16 protein-coding genes are annotated in these 15935 nt (G+C 66.5%); 15 read left to right on the top strand and 1 reads right to left on the bottom strand.

All coding sequences use genetic code 11. The features are described 5' to 3' along the window. Nucleotides 1–11 precede the first annotated feature (11 nt). From OZ10_RS08815 to OZ10_RS08805, 3 genes are all read left to right on the top strand, one after another. A complete protein-coding gene (locus OZ10_RS08815) occupies nucleotides 12–1847 on the top strand; it encodes a glycosyltransferase family 39 protein (RefSeq protein ID WP_039564562.1) in 1836 nt (611 codons plus the stop codon). Nucleotides 1848–1855: 8 nt separating this feature from the next. Next, on the top strand, nucleotides 1856–2830 hold the full coding sequence (locus OZ10_RS08810; protein WP_039404062.1) for a glycosyltransferase family 2 protein: 975 nt from the start codon (nucleotides 1856–1858) through the stop codon (nucleotides 2828–2830). Between the two features lie 266 nt (nucleotides 2831–3096). Continuing rightward, a complete protein-coding gene (locus OZ10_RS08805; protein WP_039564569.1) occupies nucleotides 3097–4683 on the top strand; it encodes a glycosyltransferase 87 family protein in 1587 nt (528 codons plus the stop codon). A gap of 14 nt (nucleotides 4684–4697) precedes the next feature. Here the strand turns inward: OZ10_RS08805 and OZ10_RS08800 are convergent, their stop codons facing one another. Beyond that, on the bottom strand, nucleotides 4698–5273 hold the full coding sequence (locus OZ10_RS08800; protein WP_039564561.1) for a Maf family protein: 576 nt from the start codon (nucleotides 5271–5273) through the stop codon (nucleotides 4698–4700). Nucleotides 5274–5381: 108 nt separating this feature from the next. On the opposite strand from OZ10_RS08800, the gene OZ10_RS08795 reads away from it, so the two are divergent. From OZ10_RS08795 to OZ10_RS08740, 12 genes are all read left to right on the top strand, one after another. Beyond that, the gene (locus OZ10_RS08795; protein WP_039564560.1) at nucleotides 5382–5891 is read left to right on the top strand and encodes a YceD family protein; all 510 of its coding nucleotides are present in this window, start codon (nucleotides 5382–5384) and stop codon (nucleotides 5889–5891) included. A 97-nt stretch (nucleotides 5892–5988) separates the two neighbouring features. Beyond that, nucleotides 5989–6183 (top strand): 50S ribosomal protein L32, encoded by a 195-nt coding sequence (gene rpmF / locus OZ10_RS08790; RefSeq protein WP_039404068.1) that lies wholly within the window; start codon nucleotides 5989–5991, stop codon nucleotides 6181–6183. Nucleotides 6184–6272: 89 nt separating this feature from the next. Continuing rightward, on the top strand, nucleotides 6273–7250 hold the full coding sequence (locus OZ10_RS08785; RefSeq protein ID WP_005995227.1) for a beta-ketoacyl-ACP synthase III: 978 nt from the start codon (nucleotides 6273–6275) through the stop codon (nucleotides 7248–7250). 60 nt (nucleotides 7251–7310) lie between these two features. Continuing rightward, nucleotides 7311–8093: a BUD32 family EKC/KEOPS complex subunit gene (locus tag OZ10_RS08780; RefSeq protein ID WP_039564558.1), complete on the top strand. Its 783-nt coding sequence runs from the start codon at nucleotides 7311–7313 to the stop codon at nucleotides 8091–8093. Between the two features lie 104 nt (nucleotides 8094–8197). After that, nucleotides 8198–9142 carry an ACP S-malonyltransferase gene (gene fabD, locus OZ10_RS08775; RefSeq protein ID WP_039564557.1) on the top strand — a complete coding sequence of 315 codons (945 nt, stop codon included), beginning with the start codon at nucleotides 8198–8200 and terminating at the stop codon, nucleotides 9140–9142. A gap of 82 nt (nucleotides 9143–9224) precedes the next feature. Further along, nucleotides 9225–9968, top strand: coding sequence for a 3-oxoacyl-ACP reductase FabG (gene fabG, locus OZ10_RS08770; RefSeq protein WP_039404078.1), 744 nt, complete (start codon nucleotides 9225–9227; stop codon nucleotides 9966–9968). A 154-nt stretch (nucleotides 9969–10122) separates the two neighbouring features. Continuing rightward, entirely contained in the window at nucleotides 10123–10362 is a 240-nt protein-coding gene (gene acpP, locus OZ10_RS08765) for an acyl carrier protein (RefSeq protein ID WP_002814322.1), read from the top strand. Nucleotides 10363–10502: 140 nt separating this feature from the next. Then, nucleotides 10503–11738 (top strand): beta-ketoacyl-ACP synthase II, encoded by a 1236-nt coding sequence (gene fabF, locus OZ10_RS08760; protein ID WP_039404089.1) that lies wholly within the window; start codon nucleotides 10503–10505, stop codon nucleotides 11736–11738. A gap of 173 nt (nucleotides 11739–11911) precedes the next feature. Then, nucleotides 11912–13267, top strand: coding sequence for an aminodeoxychorismate synthase component I (locus OZ10_RS08755; protein WP_039564556.1), 1356 nt, complete (start codon nucleotides 11912–11914; stop codon nucleotides 13265–13267). 60 nt (nucleotides 13268–13327) lie between these two features. Continuing rightward, nucleotides 13328–14401 (top strand): endolytic transglycosylase MltG, encoded by a 1074-nt coding sequence (gene mltG / locus OZ10_RS08750; protein ID WP_039404093.1) that lies wholly within the window; start codon nucleotides 13328–13330, stop codon nucleotides 14399–14401. Continuing rightward, a complete protein-coding gene (locus OZ10_RS08745) occupies nucleotides 14398–15357 on the top strand; it encodes a DNA polymerase III subunit delta' (protein WP_039564555.1) in 960 nt (319 codons plus the stop codon). The genes mltG and OZ10_RS08745 overlap by 4 nt, the downstream gene beginning before the upstream one ends. Next, nucleotides 15354–15707, top strand: coding sequence for a PilZ domain-containing protein (locus OZ10_RS08740; RefSeq protein WP_003483889.1), 354 nt, complete (start codon nucleotides 15354–15356; stop codon nucleotides 15705–15707). The genes OZ10_RS08745 and OZ10_RS08740 overlap by 4 nt, the downstream gene beginning before the upstream one ends. Nucleotides 15708–15935 lie beyond the last annotated feature (228 nt).

The following is a 15935-nucleotide window of genomic DNA, read 5'->3' as shown; positions in this document are numbered from 1 at the left end:
TGCACAGGGCAATGCAGGGGGACCAACGCGCACATCGCACCTTCGTGATCCTGTGGACACTGGCGACGGCCGTCAAGCTATTGATCGCCGCACGCTTGCCGCTATTCGTGGACGAGGCGTTTTACTGGCAGGAAGGTCAGCATCTGGCCGCGGCCTACTCGGATCTGCCGGGCCTGACCGCCTGGCTGGCGCGGCTGGGCGTGGAGCTGGGCGGGCATCATCTGCTGGCCTTGCGGTTACCGTTTCTGGCCATCGCCGCGCTGATTCCCTGGTTGATCGCGCACATCGCCACGCGCTGGTTCGGCTCCACCCTGGGCTGGCAGGCCGGCAGCCTGACCCTGCTGATGCCGCTGTCGGCCACGCTGGGCATCCTGGCGGTGCCGGATGTGCCGATGGCCTTGGCAGCGGTGCTGTGCATGGACGCTGGCGCGCGCTTGCTGCGCGAGGTTGATGCCACCAGTGCGCTGGAGCTCGCCATCGGTCTGGTGATCGGCGCGCTCAGCCACTACCGCTTTGCCGGCGTGATCGGGGTGGGCTGCATCGCGCTGCTGTGCATTCCGCAGGGACGGGCGGTGATGCGCGACCCGCGCATCTGGATGGCGCTGACGGTGGGCGCGATGAGCTGGCTGCCGCTGCTGTTCTGGAACACCGACCATGACGAGGCCGGCCTGCGCTTCCAGTTGGTCGACCGGCACCCGTGGCGCTTTCAGATCACCGGGCTGTGGTTTCTGCTGATCCAGGCGGCACTGGTGACGCCGTTGCTGGCCTGGGCAATGGTCAAGGTGGGCCTGGCTGGCACGCGGACCGGTGGCGGTTCGCGTGCGCAGTGGCGTTACTTCGGTTTGCTAGGCGGCATTTCGACCGTGGCGATCTTCGTGCTCGGGTTCTTCAGCGATGCCGAGCGGATCAGCTTCCATTGGCCACTACCGGGGTATCTGGCGCTGCTGGTGGCGGTGCCGGTGATCCTGATGCGCTGGCCGCACCCGCTGCGCCGTGCGGCGTGGCTGATCGCGCTGCTCGGCACGCTTGGTGCGTATGGCTATTACCTGGCCGTCTCGGTGCCGTCGATCCGCGCGCACGCGGCTGGCGAAAAATACTACCCGCGCAACTTTGCCGGCTGGAACGATCTGGCGCGCGCGGTCAAACGTCAGCTGGCGCAGATGCCGCCGGGCACGCGCGTGCTGGCAGAAAACTTCAAGGTCGGCGCCGAGCTCGGTTTCCAGTTGCACGACGCCAATATCGAGGTGCTGCGCGCCGACTTGAACGACAAGCACGGGCGCAGTGCGCAGTTGCTGCAGTGGGGGTTGCTCAGCGATGGCACGCGGGATGGGCCGCGATTGCTGGTGCTGTCGCCCAGCGATCAGCGTTACCGCGATCTGCTCGTGCGCTACCACGACATCTGCAAGATGGTCGGGCCATTGCCATCGCCCACCGTCGTCTCCACCGATCACGGCTATCAGCGCTTCCTGCTGCTTGCATTGCCGGCGCAGCGCGCGCCCGGGGTGTGCATCACCCCGGCGATGGCCTGGATCGACACGCCGCTGCCGGACGCGGCGGTGTCCGGCCAGGTTCAGGTGCGCGGTTGGGCATTCAAGGACGGCGTCGGCCTGGCGGCCGTGGAGCTGCTGCTTAACGGTCGCCCGGTTGCGCAGGTCGCTTACGGCAGCGCGCTGGACGTGCGCCCGTACTGGAAGATTTCTACCGACCCGCAGCACCCGAACGTCGGCTTCTCCGCCACGCTCGACACGCACGCGCTGCCGCCAGGCACGCACTGGTTGGGACTGCGCCTGCACGGCCGCGACGGCAGCGTCGAGGACTGGTGGGAGCAGCCCGTCACCGTTCCCTAGATCGCCCAATGACGCAATCCTTGCCTGTTACCCATCCCGCACCGCTGTCCGGGATTCGAATCGCCGTGCTGGTGCCTTGCCATGACGAAGCGGCAACAGTGGCCGAGGTGGTCGGCGCGTTTGCTGCCGCCCTGCCGGGCGCGGTGATCTACGTGCTGGACAACAATTCCAGCGATGCCACCGCAGCAGTCGCCGCGGCAGCAGGTGCACAGGTATGTCGCGTCGCACTGCAAGGCAAGGGCAACGTGGTGCGGCGTGGATTTGCCGACGTCGAAGCCGACATCTACGTGCTGGTCGACGGCGACGCCACCTACGACGCCGGTGCTGCGCCCGCGCTGGTGCGCAAGCTCATCGACGAACGCCTGGACATGGTGGTCGGCGCGCGGCGCGATCAGCAGCAGGCCGCCTATCGCCCGGGCCATCGGCTGGGGAACGTGCTGCTGACGCGGTGCGCCGGGCTGCTGTTCGGGCGCAGCTTCGATGACATGCTGTCCGGGTACCGGGTGTTCTCGCGGCGCTATGTCAAATCCTTCGCGGCCCATGCCCATGGTTTCGAGACCGAAACCGAACTGGCCGTGCACGCATTGCAGTTGCGCATGCCGGTGGCCGAGGTCGAAACCGCCTACGGCGTGCGCCCGGAAGGCTCGCAAAGCAAGTTGAATACCTGGCGCGATGGCTGGCGCATCCTCACCACGATCGCCAAGTTGTTCAAGGCCGAGCGGCCGCTGTTGTTTTTCTCGGTGGGTTTTATTGCCTGTGCCCTGGCTTCGGTGGGATTGGCGATCCCGTTGTTTGAAACCTACGCCCAGACCGGCCTGGTTCCGCGCTTTCCCACCGCCATCCTGTGCGTGGCGCTGATGCTGTTGGGGTTCTTGTTGCTGGCCTGCGGATTGATCCTGGATACCGTCACCCGTGGACGCATCGAGGCCAAGCATCTGGCCTATCTTGCCGAGCCCTTGCTGGGGCCGGGGGCGCATCGATGAGTGCGCTGCTCGCGCGCGTCTACGCCGGCACTGCCGCCTGCGGACGGGGGCGCAGGATCGCCCGCTTGTTGCATTGGGCCGATCACCGCTTCGCGTTCCGGCGTCCAGCCAACATGGTCGCGGCGGTGACCGCCGTTGCGCTGCTAGGTGGTCTGGTGGCGTTGTGTCTTGGGCAGGATGCCAACTGGGACCTGCGCAATTACCACGTCTATAACGGCTATGCGTGGTGGCACGGTCGCCTGACCCAGGATCTGGCTCCGGCACAGTTGCAGAGCTATTTCAATCCGGCGCTGGATATCGTCCAGTACGCGCTGCTGACACGCTGGCCCGGGCCAACGGCCGGCGCGCTGATGGGCGTGCTGCATGCAATGGTGTTCGTGCCGGTGGCGGCAATCGCCTGGTATGTGCTGGAGGCAGACTCCCAGCGCGCTCGCCTCGCCCCGCTGCTGGCGCTGGCTGGCCTGTGCAGCGCGGCATTCCTTTCCGAATTTGCCAACACCATGGGCGATGCAAGCACGGCGCTGCCATTGCTCGCGGCGCTGGCATTGGTGATGCGCGCGCAGCGCCGACAACAGGCCGGTAGTGCGCTTGCTGCGGGTCATTGGCTGCTCGCCGGGTTTTTGCTTGGTCTCGCCGTGGCGTGCAAGTTGACCAACGCGCCTTATGCAGTGGCATTGGCTTGTGCGGCGCTCTGCGCCGGTGGGCGGCCGCGCGCACGGGCGCTGGGTGTGGTGAGCATGGCGCTAACGGCATTGCTGGTCTTTGCCGTGATCGCTGCCCCCTGGTATCTGCGGGTCTGGGAGCAGTTCGGCAACCCCTTGTTTCCGCAGTTCAATGGCCTGTTTCGCGCGCCACTCGCGCAACCTGTCTCGCTAGGTGACACCCGTTGGCTGCCGCGCAATGTTGGCGAGTGGTTGGCGTGGCCGCTGGTACTGACCTTCAATCCCTGGCGAGTGAGTGAAATTGCGCTGTTTCAATGCATCTGGGCACTGCTTTATCTGGCCGTGCTGGGAATCGTGGGGCGTGCGCTATGGCGCAGGTCGTTGCCCGTTCCCGGCTGGAATGCACAGGCGATGACGCTGCTGGTGTTTGTCGGCGTGGGTTATCTGCTCTGGCAGAGCATGTTTTCGATCCATCGTTACCTGGCGGCGTTGGAACTACTGGCGCCGTTGGCGCTCTGGCTTTGCTGTCAGCGGCTGTTCGCTGCCGCCCGGGCCCGCACTGTGGCCGCCTGCCTGGTGCTCTTGAGTGCGGTGATTGCGCTCGGGGGCTGGAACGACTGGGGCCATGAATCGTGGGCACGGCACAGCATCCAGGTGCAGCCACCACCGATCGATGCACCGGCGTCCAGTACCGTGTTACTGGTCGGAAACCAGCCACAGGCATGGCGGATTGCGCTGCTTGCGCCAGCGGCACGCTATGTCGGTGTGGCCAGCAACCTTGCCGAGTCGGATGCCTATCGCGCCCGCGTGCGCGCACTGGTGGCAGAGCGGCCCCAGCTGTATGCGTTATGGGATGCTACCCAGGACAAGCAGAGCCCCCGCGTGGATCGGATGAATCGGTGGGCGCGGCGTCTGGGATGGAGTGCTGGACCGGAATGCGCCCAATTGCGCTGGCTGACGGCGCATGGATTGCGTGCCGAACTCGATGCATCCCGGCCCGGACTGTGTCAGCTGCGCGTTCCCGAGTACAAGGCGAGGGAATTGGTGGCTGCCGATCGCCGTCTACTGGAGCAGGCGCGGCAACAGCTGCTTGCCTATGGGGTGAAGCTGGATCCGGCGAGTTGTCGCAGGCTTTCCTCGCAAATCGGGCAGGGGGAGTATCCCTACCAGTTCTGCAGGCTCGATCGATGAGGCCAGGCGATAGCTCAGGGCAGTTGAAACCCCGCCTGACGCAGTAACCGCGCCAGCGCGATCAGCGGCAGCCCGACCAGGGCCGTCGGGTCCTCAGAGCGAATCGCATCGAACAGGCTGATGCCAAGGCCCTCGCATTTGAAGCTGCCGGCACACTCCAGTGCGGGTTCGGCGGCCAGGTAGCGCGCGATCGCGTCGGGTGTCAGCGGGCGAAGCTGGACTTCGGTCAGGTCCACGGCGTGAAAGGCGCCCTCCGGGCCGATCAGGCTGACCGCGGTGTGGAAGCGCATCGTGCGCCCGGACATGGCGCTCAACTGCGCGCGTGCCTGGTCCAGGGTGCCGGGCTTGCCCAGCGCCTGGCCGTCGAGGTCGGCCACCTGATCCGAGCCGATCACCCAGGCGTCGGGCGTGTGGGTCGCGATGGCGGCGGCCTTTTCGGCAGCCAGGCGGCTTGCGAGGGCGCTCGGGGCCTCACCCGGTTGCGCCCGCTCGTCGACCTGCGGGCGTGCGGTGGTGAAGTCCAGTTGCAGGCGGCCAAGCAGCTCGCGCCGGTACACGGAAGTGGAGGCTAGGATCAGGCGTGGCATCATGGACGCTGCTGGAAACGGGCAGGGCAGTCTGCCAGTCTGCACCCGGTGCAGCACACTGAATGGGTGCATTTGACATGGCCACGGCGGGTCTTTAACATTCTGCGGCTTATGTCCGCGAACGTACCCGAAATGCTGGATGCTTGGCGGATGGTCGCAGCGCGCAGGCGCTTCGATGGCCGCATCCCGCTCTCTGCGATGACCCGTCTGCAGGGGAGTCTGGTCGATACCGAAGGCGAGTGTGTCTATTCGCTCCAGTTCGATCAGGACGCTCTGCTCAAGGTCGCCTATGTCGAACTCAGCATCGATGTCGAGCTGCCGCTGGCCTGCCAGCGCACCTTGCAGCGTTTTCTGTACCCGGTGCAGATCAGGCAGCGTCTTGGCCTGATCCGCGACGAGGACGAAGAAGCCGCGTTGCCGCCGGACTACGAAGCCTTGCTGGTGCCCGACGACGGCATGTTGCGGGCGGCGGACCTGGTGGAGGACGAACTGGTGCTGTCGGTGCCAGTGGTGCCGATGGCGCCGGGTAGCGAAGCGATCGATGCCGAATGGGTCCCGACCCAGGAAGAGCAGGACAAGGCCAGTCCGTTCGCGGCGCTGGCAGCGTTGAAGAAACAGTAACCGCCGCTGTTAAGGGCGGAAAGACAGGTCGACGCGGGCGTAGAGCGTGCTGTTCGACTCAACAGACAAGTTATCGAACTAAAGTTGGAGCAATCCCATGGCTGTGCAGAAATCCCGTGTCACCCCGTCCCGTCGCGGCCAGCGTCGTTCGCACGACGCCCTGACCGCCAAGCAGCTGTCGACCGACCCGACCAGCGGCGAGATCCATCTGCGCCACCACATCACCGCTGACGGTTACTACCGCGGCAAGAAGGTGATCGCGACCAAGTCGTCGGCCATTCAAGAAGATTGATTCGTGGCACCCGGCGCCTCTGCGCGGCCGGGTGACTCTCGCTTCTTCCGGAGCCGCCGGTCACCGCGGCTCTTGCACCAGGAAACAGTATGAGCAAGCGGATCTATTCCAGAATCGCGGGCACGGGTAGCTATTTGCCCGAAAAGGTGTTGACCAACGACGACATGTCCAAGATCGTCGACACCAGCGATGAATGGATCTTCTCGCGCACTGGTATCCGTGAGCGTCACATCGTCGCCGACGACCAGACCACCAGCGATCTGGCGTATTTCGCCTCGCTGAAGGCGATGGAAGCGGCCGGCGTCACCGCCGACGAGATCGACCTGATCGTCATCGGCACCACCACCCCCGACCTGATCTTCCCGTCCACGGCCTGCCTGCTGCAGGCGCGGCTGGGCAACGTCGGCTGCGGGGCGATGGACGTCAACGCGGCCTGCTCGGGCTTTGTCTACGCGCTCAGCGTGGCCGATAAGTTCGTGCGCAGCGGCGACGCCAAGACCGTGCTGGTGGTCGGCGCCGAGACCCTGACCCGCATCGTCGACTGGACCGACCGCACCACCTGCGTGCTGTTCGGCGACGGTGCCGGTGCGGTGATCCTCAAGGCCGACGAAGAAACCGGCATCCTCAGCACCCACCTGCATGCCGACGGCAGCAAGAAGGAGCTGCTGTGGGACCCGGTGGGCGTGTCGGTCGGCTTCGGCGAAGGCAAGAACGGCGGCGGTGCGTTGCTGATGAAGGGCAACGACGTGTTCAAGTACGCGGTCAAGGCGCTGGATTCGGTGGTCGATGAGACCCTGGCCGCCAACGGCTACGACAAGCACGACCTGGACTGGCTGATCCCGCATCAGGCCAACCTGCGCATCATCGAGGCCACCGCCAAGCGGCTGGACCTGCCGATGGAGCAGGTGGTGGTCACCGTGGATCGCCACGGCAACACCTCGTCGGCCTCGGTGCCGCTCGCGCTGGACGAAGCGGTCCGCTCGGGCCGCGTGCAGCGCGGCCAATTGCTGCTGCTGGAAGCGTTCGGTGGTGGATTTACCTGGGGCTCGGCGCTGCTGCGCTACTGAGTCCCGCAGGCCCGGCCGCGTCCGCCGGCTGGGTTTGACTGCGTCGAAGGACGGGCCGTCATGGCAGAACCGATCGTCATCGCCGGCCAGCGTGTCTGGCTCAAGCAGTACCGCCGCAGCGATCGGGCGGTCTCGCTAGGCGCACTCAACTTTGTCGCACGCCGCTGGGGCCTGGATGCACTGCGTCCACCGCCGCACCGTGGCGGCGACGCCGCGCGCGACCTCGAAGCGCGCCGGCTCGGCGAGCTGCATGCGCAGTCGGTCAATGTGCCGCGCGTGGTCGGCTGCGGGCAGGCGGCCCTGATCCTGAGCGACAACGGCCGCTCGTTTGCCACCTGCCTGCGCGAAGCCGACGTGTCCGAGCGTGACCGCCTGGTGGCGCTGGCGGTGTCGGCCATGGTCCATGCGCATGGTCATGGCGCCTATTTCGGGCAGCCATTGCCACGCAACATGACCTTCGATGGCCAGTCGGTCGGTTTTATCGATTTCGAAGAAGATCCACTGGAAGTGATGGACCTGGCGCAGGCCCAGGCGCGCGACTGGCTGGTGTTCGGCTATGGCGTGGCCAAGTACTACCGTGGCCGGCGCGAGGTGCTGCAGCGCCTGCTGGCGCGTGCCTTCGATACCGCCGGCCCGGCGGTGGTCGAGCATGCGCATACGGTCACCGGGCGCCTGCGGCGTGTTGCGCAGGTGGCGCGCAGGCTGGGCCGCTCGGCAAGCGCGCTGGGGCGGGCGATCCAGGCCATCCATGCGGCCAGTGCCTTCGGCGTGGTGTTGGTGCTGGTGCTGTGCGTGGACTGGTTTGCCGACGGCGAAATGGACCTGCTCGAAGCCTTGCTGTAAGCGTGCCGGCCGCTGCGTCGGTGCCGGCTTGCATACGCGGCAGTACAGACGCCAGGCCGATTTCGCACGTATCATCCCGGCTCGATTTTTGCAGGCAGCAGCGCGTGACCGAATCCACTCTCGCCTTCGTGTTTCCCGGCCAGGGCTCGCAGTCCTTAGGGATGCTGGCCGAACTGGCCGAACTGCATCCGCAGATCCGTGACACGTTTGCCGAAGCCTCTGAAGGCGCCGGTGTCGATCTGTGGGCCCTGTCCCAGGGCGGCCCGGAAGAGATGCTCAACCGCACCGAGTACACCCAGCCGGCCTTGCTGGCCGCTGGCGTGGCGGTGTGGCGGTTGTGGACCGCCCAGCGCGGGCAGCGCCCGGCGCTGCTGGCCGGGCACAGCCTGGGCGAATACACCGCCCTGGTCGCCTCCGGCGCCTTGTCGCTGCATGACGGCGCGCACCTGGTGCGGCTGCGCGGCCAGTTCATGCAGGCCGCCGCGCCGGCCGGTGTTGGTGCGATGGCGGCGGTGCTGGGTGCCGACGACGCGCTGGTGCTAGAGGTCTGCGCCGAAGCGGCAGGCAGCCAGGTGGTGGTGCCGGCCAATTTTAATTCGCCCGGTCAGATCGTGATTGGTGGCGATGCCGCTGCAGTGGACCACGCCCTGGCCTTGCTGGCCGAGCGCGGCGTGCGCAAGGCAGTCAAGCTGGCGGTGAGCGTGCCCTCGCATACCCCGCTGATGCGCGATGCCGCCAATCAGCTGGCTGAAGCGATGGCCGGGCTGAGCTGGCAGGCGCCGCAGATCCCGGTGGTGCAGAACGTCGATGCGCGTGTGCACGAGGGTAGCGCCGCGATCCGCCAGGCGCTGGCCGAGCAGCTGTACCTGCCGGTGCAATGGACCGGGTGCGTGCAGGCGCTGGCTTCGCAGGGCATCACGCGGATTGCCGAATGCGGCCCGGGCAAGGTGTTGAGCGGGCTGATCAAGCGCATCGACAAGAGCCTGGACGCGCGCCCGCTGGCCACGCCGGCCGACTATGCCGGCGCGCTCGACGCGTGGGTGCACTGATCCACTGCATATGCCGGTCGTGCCGGCCTCCCTCGACGTTCGCGGCCACGGTCGCGACGTCCCCCTTCGAGGAACAGCATTCATGAGCAAGCCTCTGCAGGGCGAAATCGCCCTCGTCACCGGTGCCAGCCGCGGGATCGGCGCGGCCATTGCCGACACGCTGGCCGCCCAGGGCGCCACCGTCATCGGCACCGCCACGTCGGCCTCCGGCGCTGCGGCGATCGGCGAGCGCCTGGCCGCCCACGGCGGGCACGGTCGCGAACTCAACGTCACCGATGCAGCCGCAGTCGATGGCCTGATCGATGCGATCGGCAAGGAATTCGGTGCAATCTCGATCCTGGTCAACAACGCCGGCATCACCCGCGACAACCTGTTGATGCGCATGAAGGACGACGACTGGCAGGCGATCATCGACACCAACCTGACCAGCGTGTTCCGCACCTCCAAGGCGGTGATGCGCGGCATGATGAAGGCGCGCAAGGGCCGCATCGTCAATATCGCCTCGGTGGTCGGGGTGACCGGCAATCCGGGCCAGACCAACTACGCCGCGGCCAAGGCCGGCATCATTGCGTTCTCCAAGTCGCTGGCCAAGGAAATCGGCTCGCGCGGGGTCACCGTCAACGTGGTGGCGCCCGGTTTCATCGACACCGACATGACCAAGGCGCTGCCGGACGAGGCCAAGACTGCCTTGCTGCAGCAGATCGCACTGGGCCACCTGGGCGCCCCGGAAGACATCGCCAATGCGGTGGCATTCCTGGCTGGCCCGACCGCACGCTATATCACCGGCGAGACCCTGCACGTCAACGGCGGCATGTACATGCCGTGAGCGTGCGCCGCCGGGAGGCGCTAAGTGGCTGATCGGCCGGGACTTGTGATGCAATGCAAGGCTCGGGCGCTTCCACTACACTATCCAACGCGGCCATCGCAGCCCGATGGCGTTTTTTTGTACCACCACTACTCCATCTGGAGCGATATCCCCAATGAGCACCATCGAAGAACGCGTCAAGAAAATCGTCGTCGAACAACTCGGCGTCAAGGAAGAGGAAGTCACCACCAGCGCATCGTTCGTCGATGACCTGGGTGCCGACTCGCTGGACACCGTCGAGCTGGTGATGGCGCTGGAAGAAGAGTTCGAGTGCGAGATCCCGGACGAAGAGGCCGAGAAGATCACCTCGGTCCAGCAGGCGATCGACTACGTCAAGGCTCACGTCAAGAGCTGATGCGTTGTTCCTGACCGCGGTGGCGTGCGTCAAGCCGCTGCTGCGTCAGACATTCCATGGGGCCGCTGATGCGGCCCTGTGTTTTTAGGCGTCACCCGCAAACCGCAAGCACCGTTCGTTCCGTGGTGAGGAGATCTGCAATGAGTCGTCGTGTTGTCGTTACCGGCATGGGCATTGTGTCGCCGCTGGGCAATGATCTGGCCAGCAGCTGGGATGGAATCATCCACGGGCGCTCCGGCATTGGCCCGATCACGCAGATCGATGCCTCGCAGTTCACCACCAAGATCGCCGGCGAAATCAAGAATTTCGACCCCACGCTTTTTGTGTCCGCCAAGGACGTCAAGAAGATGGACTCGTTCATCCACTACGGTGTCGGCGCCTCGTTCATGGCGCTGGACGATTCCGGGCTGGAAATCGACGAAAGCAATGCCGAACGCATTGGTGCCATTCTCGGCTCCGGCATCGGCGGGCTGCTCGGTATCGAAGAGCAGACCATCAAATTCCATGAGGGCGGCGCGCGCAAGATTTCGCCGTTCTACGTGCCCAGCACCATCATCAACATGTTGCCGGGCCAGGTCAGCCTGATCAAAGGCCTCAAGGGCCCGACGTTCTCGGCCGTGTCCGCGTGCGCCACGTCCAACCACTCGATCGGCACCGCAATGCGCATGATCCAGTACGGCGATGCCGACGTGATGCTGGCCGGCGGCGCCGAGCGCGGCTCCTCGCCGAGTTCGGTCGGCGGTTTCTGCGCCATGAAGGCGATGTCCACCCGCAACGACGATCCCGCTGCGGCCTCGCGCCCGTGGGACAAGCAGCGCGACGGCTTCGTGCTGGGCGACGGTGCCGGCGTGCTGGTGCTGGAAGAGTACGAACACGCCAAGGCGCGTGGCGCACGCATCTATGCGGAGCTGGTCGGTTTCGGTGCCAGTTCGGATGCGTTCCACATGACTGCCCCCAGCGAAGACGGCGAAGGCGCGGCGCGCAGCATGCTCGCCGCCATGCGCGATGCCAAGCTCAATCCCGAGCAGATCGGCTACCTCAATGCGCACGGTACCTCCACGCCGCTGGGCGATCTGGCCGAAACCCTGGCGATGAAGCGCGCGCTGGGCGATCACGCCTACAAGACCATGGTGAGCTCGACCAAGTCGATGACCGGACACCTGCTCGGCGCGGCCGGCGGCGTGGAAGCGATCTTCTCGGTGATGGCGCTGCACACCGGCATCATTCCGCCGACCATCAACCTGGAAGAGCCCAGCGAAGGCTGCGACCTGGATTACGTACCCAACATGGCGCGCGAGGTGCAGGTGGATGCGGTGATGTCCAACGGCTTCGGCTTTGGCGGCACCAACGGCACGCTGGTGTTCAAGCGCGTCTGAGTCGATGCGCCGTTTTCTTCGCTGAAAACGGTGTGTGGTGCCTCAGCTGCTGCGCGTGGTGCGTCCGCGCGGCAGTCGCTGCCGACGTTTCCGATTGACAGCCGATCCATCTCATCGCGGACGCTGCGTTTACCGCAGCGGCCCGCGTCTGCACCTCACGCCACGCCGGACCGATGACGCTCACCCGATCACTGCATGCGGACATCGACCTGCTGGCGCTGCATCGGCTGGCACCGCAACGCTATCCGGCCCTGCTCGAATCCACCGCTTCCGGAACCGCCCACGGGCGCTGGGATGTGCTGCTGCTGGCAGAGGGCGCAAGCCTGCGGTTGGACGGCGATGGGCGCACCCGCGATGGCGATGGCCGGGTGCTCGAAAGCACATTTCTGGACGCGCTGGATGCCGCCTGGCAGGCCGAGCGCGTGCCGTACGATACGACCAGCCCGTGGCCGTTTCGCGGCGGCTGGGCGGTGCTACTGGATTACGAACTGGCCGCGCAGGTCGAGCCGATTCTGCAGCTGCCCGCCCGCGGTGATGGCATGCCGACTGCGCTGGCGTTGCGCGCGCCGGCGGCAGTGCTGCGCGACCGCGTGGAAGGGCGTTGCGTTGCGCTGGCCGAGCCGGGGCGTGAGGACTTGCTGCAGCAGATCGTTGACGATATCGCCGCCTGCGCCGCATTGCCGCCGTTGCCTGCGTGGGTTGGGCCGGTGGTAGTGGACGAGGACGCACCCGAGCGGTTCACCGACGCGGTGCAGCGGGTGCTGGATTACCTGCGGGCCGGCGATGTGTTCCAGGCCAATATCTCGCGTGCCTGGCAGGCCACATTCGCCAACTTAGTCGACCCGGCCGCGCTGCATGTGCGCCTGCGCGCGGCCAATCCTGCGCCGTTTGCCGGCCTGTTCGTGGCGGCCGGGCGCGCGGTGGTGAGCTCCTCGCCCGAGCGGTTGGTGTCGGTGCAGGGCGATGCGGTGCAGACCCGCCCGATCGCCGGTACTCGCGCGCGCTTTGCCGGCGACGACGACGCGGCGCGGATCCGTGAACTGGTCGGGCATCCCAAGGAGCGTGCCGAGCACGTGATGCTGATCGATCTGGAGCGCAATGACCTGGGCCGCATCTGCGCGCCCGGCACGGTGGAAGTGGACGAGCTGATGGCCGTGGAGAGCTACGCGCACGTGCACCACATCGTCAGCAACGTGCGTGGCCGCCTGCGCGCCGGGGTGACTCCGGGCGCGGTGATCGCGGCGGTGTTTCCCGGCGGCACGATCACCGGTTGCCCCAAGGTGCGCTGCATGCAGATCATTGCCGAGCTCGAACAGACCGCGCGCGGCGCCTACACCGGTGCGTTCGGCTGGCTCAATCGCGATGGTGATATGGATCTGAATATCCTGATCCGCACGGCCGAGGTGGCCGGCGAGCAGGTGCGTTTCCGCACTGGCGCCGGGATCGTGGTGGACTCGGACCCGCAGCGCGAGCTGGACGAAACCCGCGCCAAGGCGCGTGGCGTGTTGCGCGCGATCGAGCAGACATGAGCGCTTCAACGGGACATCACCGGCGCGCGGTATCCTGCGCGGCGCTGGGGCAATGACGAGGTGGGTGTGGCGGTGACTGGCAAACGCGGATGTCTGGCCGTGCTGGGCACGGCATTGCTGCTCGCAGCGCTGCTGGCGATTGCCGCGGTGGTGGCGTGGCGGCATTACCTGCACTTCGCCGATACCCCCGTGCCTGCGAGCGCGCCCAGTGTGGTGATTGCGCCCGGCGATTCGCTCAAGGTCACGCTGCGCAAATTGCGCGCAGCCGGCCTGGAGCAGGGCACCGATCTGGAATGGCAGCTGCTCGCGCGCCAGGTGGATGCCGCCGGCAAGCTCAAGGTGGGCGAGTACGCATTGGCGCCGGCACTGTCGCCACGCGAGGTGCTGACGCGCATGCGCCAGGGGCGTGTGATCCAGTACCGTTTCACGATCGTGGAGGGCTGGAATTTCCGGCAGCTCCGCGCCGCACTCGCCACCGCCACGCCGCTGCAGCACTCCATCGACGCGCTGGACGATGCGGCGCTGATGGCGCGGCTGGGATTTGCCAAGCAGCATCCGGAAGGGCGATTCCTGCCGGAAACCTATGTGTATCAGCGCGGCGATAGCGACCTCGACGTGCTCAAGCGCGCGCACGCGGCCATGGACAAGGCATTGGCGCAGGCCTGGGAACAGCGCGCCCCGAACCTGCCGCTTAGCTCGCCGGAACAGGCATTGATCCTGGCATCGATTATCGAAAAGGAAACCGCCCTGGGTTCCGAGCGGCCGCTGATCGCAGGAGTGTTCCTGCGCCGCCTGCAGCTGGGCATGAAGCTGCAGACCGACCCGACCGTGATCTACGGCATCGGCAGCAGCTACGACGGCAATATCCGCCGCCGCGACCTGACCACCGACACGCCGTACAACACCTATACGCGCACCGGCCTGACGCCGACGCCGATCGCCATGCCGGGCCGCGAGGCGCTGCTGGCGGCGGTGCAGCCGGCGCCCGGTGAGGCGCTGTATTTCGTGGCCGTCGGCGATGGCACCGGCGCGCACGCATTCTCGGCCACGCTGGCCGACCATAACGCGGCAGTGGCGCGCTACCTGCAGCGCCGCCGCCTGCCGAGCGCGCCGCAGACGGAGCCCACGCCATGACCGCCGCATTTTCGCCCTGGCAGCAACGTGCCTTCGACCAGACCGTGGCCGCACTGGATGCCGGACGGCTCGGGCACGGGGTGCTGATCTGCGGGCCGGAAGGGCTGGGCAAGCGCGCGGTCGCCCTGGCCCTGGCCGAGCACGTGCTGGCCAGCTCGCCGGACCCGGCACTGGCGCAGCGCACGCGGCAGTTGATCGCCGCCGGCACCCACCCCGACCTGCAGTTGGTGTCCTTCATTCCCAACCGTACCGGCGACAAGCTGCGTACCGAGATCGTCATCGAGCAGGTGCGCGAGATTTCGCAAAAGCTCTCGCTCACACCGCAGTACGGCATCGCCCAGGTGGTGATCGTCGACCCGGCCGATGCAATCAATCGCGCCGCCTGCAACGCCTTGCTCAAGACGCTGGAAGAACCATCGCCCGGCCGCTACCTGTGGTTGATCAGTGCCCAGCCGGCGCGGTTGCCGGCGACCATCCGCAGCCGCTGCCAGCGCCTGGAATTCAAATTGCCGCCCGCGCACGAGGCATTGGTCTGGTTGCTGTCGCAAGGCGTCAGCGAGCGCGCTGCGCAGGAGGCCCTGGACGCCGCCCGCGGCCATCCCGGCCTTGCCGCGCAATGGCTGCGCGAAGACGGCCTGGCGGTGCGGCGTGCGGTGGCGCAGGACCTGGAGCAGATCGCCAGCGGCCGCGCCGGCGCAGTCGATGTCGCGCAGCGCTGGACCAACGACGGCCAGGCCGACCAGCGCCTGCGCCATGCTGCCGATCTGGCATTGGCGCAGGCCTCGGCCGGCTTGACCGATCCATCGCGGTTGCACAAGCTGGCGACCTGGTTCGACGCCGCCAACCGCACCCGCGACCTGCTGCGCACCACCGTCCGCGCCGACCTGGCAGTGACGGAATTGTTGCTGGCCTGGCGCGAGGGAGAGCGCCAGCCACGTTCTAGGGGAACTCGATGAGTGCAATGAATGCACGCCAGGGCATTTTGTCGCTGGCATTGAAAGACAAGCCGGCGCTCTACAGCGCCTACATGCCGTTCGTGAAAGGTGGCGGCATCTTCGTGCCGACCCCCAAGCGCTACATGCTGGGCGACGAAGTCTTCCTGCTGCTGACCCTGCCCGATTCCAGCGAGCGCCTGCCGGTGGCCGGCAAGGTGATCTGGACCACGCCGGCCGGCGCCCAGGGCAACCGCGCCGCCGGCATCGGCGTGCAGTTCCCGGACGGCCCGGAAGGTGAGGCAGTGCGCAACAAGATCGAGACCCTGCTGGCAGGCCTGACGACCTCGGACAAACCGACGCATACGATGTGAGGTAGTGCGGTGCGGTTGCACGGGTGATTGCCGTCGTATTGGAAACGGGTCGTCCAAGGGCGTAGCGGGCGTTTGAATGGCGCCGAATCGATTTATCGCCATGGCGCCGCCAGACCGTCGGCACGCCGCGCCCAGTCATTGGATCGGGACGTTTTCGACCAGGTCATCGCCGTCGCGGATCAACCTGTTGACGATTGCCGCAGCTGCCCTATAATGTTCGGCTCGCGT

The organism is Xanthomonas cannabis pv. cannabis (assembly GCF_000802365.1).
GTDB lineage: Bacteria > Pseudomonadota > Gammaproteobacteria > Xanthomonadales > Xanthomonadaceae > Xanthomonas > Xanthomonas cannabis.
This window is presented reverse-complemented; position numbering and strand designations above follow the sequence as displayed.

What these genes read in the sequence shown, in the direction of transcription:
- rpmF (WP_039404068.1), top strand. Translation starts at nt 5,989, where the DNA reads ATGGCTGTGCAGAAATCCCGTGTCACCCCGTCCCGTCGCGGCCAGCGT.
- acpP (WP_002814322.1), top strand. Translation starts at nt 10,123, where the DNA reads ATGAGCACCATCGAAGAACGCGTCAAGAAAATCGTCGTCGAACAACTC.
- OZ10_RS08795 (WP_039564560.1), top strand. Translation starts at nt 5,382, where the DNA reads ATGTCCGCGAACGTACCCGAAATGCTGGATGCTTGGCGGATGGTCGCA.
- OZ10_RS08780 (WP_039564558.1), top strand. Translation starts at nt 7,311, where the DNA reads ATGGCAGAACCGATCGTCATCGCCGGCCAGCGTGTCTGGCTCAAGCAG.
- fabF (WP_039404089.1), top strand. Translation starts at nt 10,503, where the DNA reads ATGAGTCGTCGTGTTGTCGTTACCGGCATGGGCATTGTGTCGCCGCTG.
- OZ10_RS08745 (WP_039564555.1), top strand. Translation starts at nt 14,398, where the DNA reads ATGACCGCCGCATTTTCGCCCTGGCAGCAACGTGCCTTCGACCAGACC.
- OZ10_RS08815 (WP_039564562.1), top strand. Translation starts at nt 12, where the DNA reads ATGCAGGGGGACCAACGCGCACATCGCACCTTCGTGATCCTGTGGACA.
- fabG (WP_039404078.1), top strand. Translation starts at nt 9,225, where the DNA reads ATGAGCAAGCCTCTGCAGGGCGAAATCGCCCTCGTCACCGGTGCCAGC.
- OZ10_RS08740 (WP_003483889.1), top strand. Translation starts at nt 15,354, where the DNA reads ATGAGTGCAATGAATGCACGCCAGGGCATTTTGTCGCTGGCATTGAAA.
- OZ10_RS08755 (WP_039564556.1), top strand. Translation starts at nt 11,912, where the DNA reads ATGACGCTCACCCGATCACTGCATGCGGACATCGACCTGCTGGCGCTG.
- OZ10_RS08810 (WP_039404062.1), top strand. Translation starts at nt 1,856, where the DNA reads ATGACGCAATCCTTGCCTGTTACCCATCCCGCACCGCTGTCCGGGATT.
- OZ10_RS08800 (WP_039564561.1), bottom strand. Translation starts at nt 5,273, where the DNA reads ATGATGCCACGCCTGATCCTAGCCTCCACTTCCGTGTACCGGCGCGAG.
- OZ10_RS08785 (WP_005995227.1), top strand. Translation starts at nt 6,273, where the DNA reads ATGAGCAAGCGGATCTATTCCAGAATCGCGGGCACGGGTAGCTATTTG.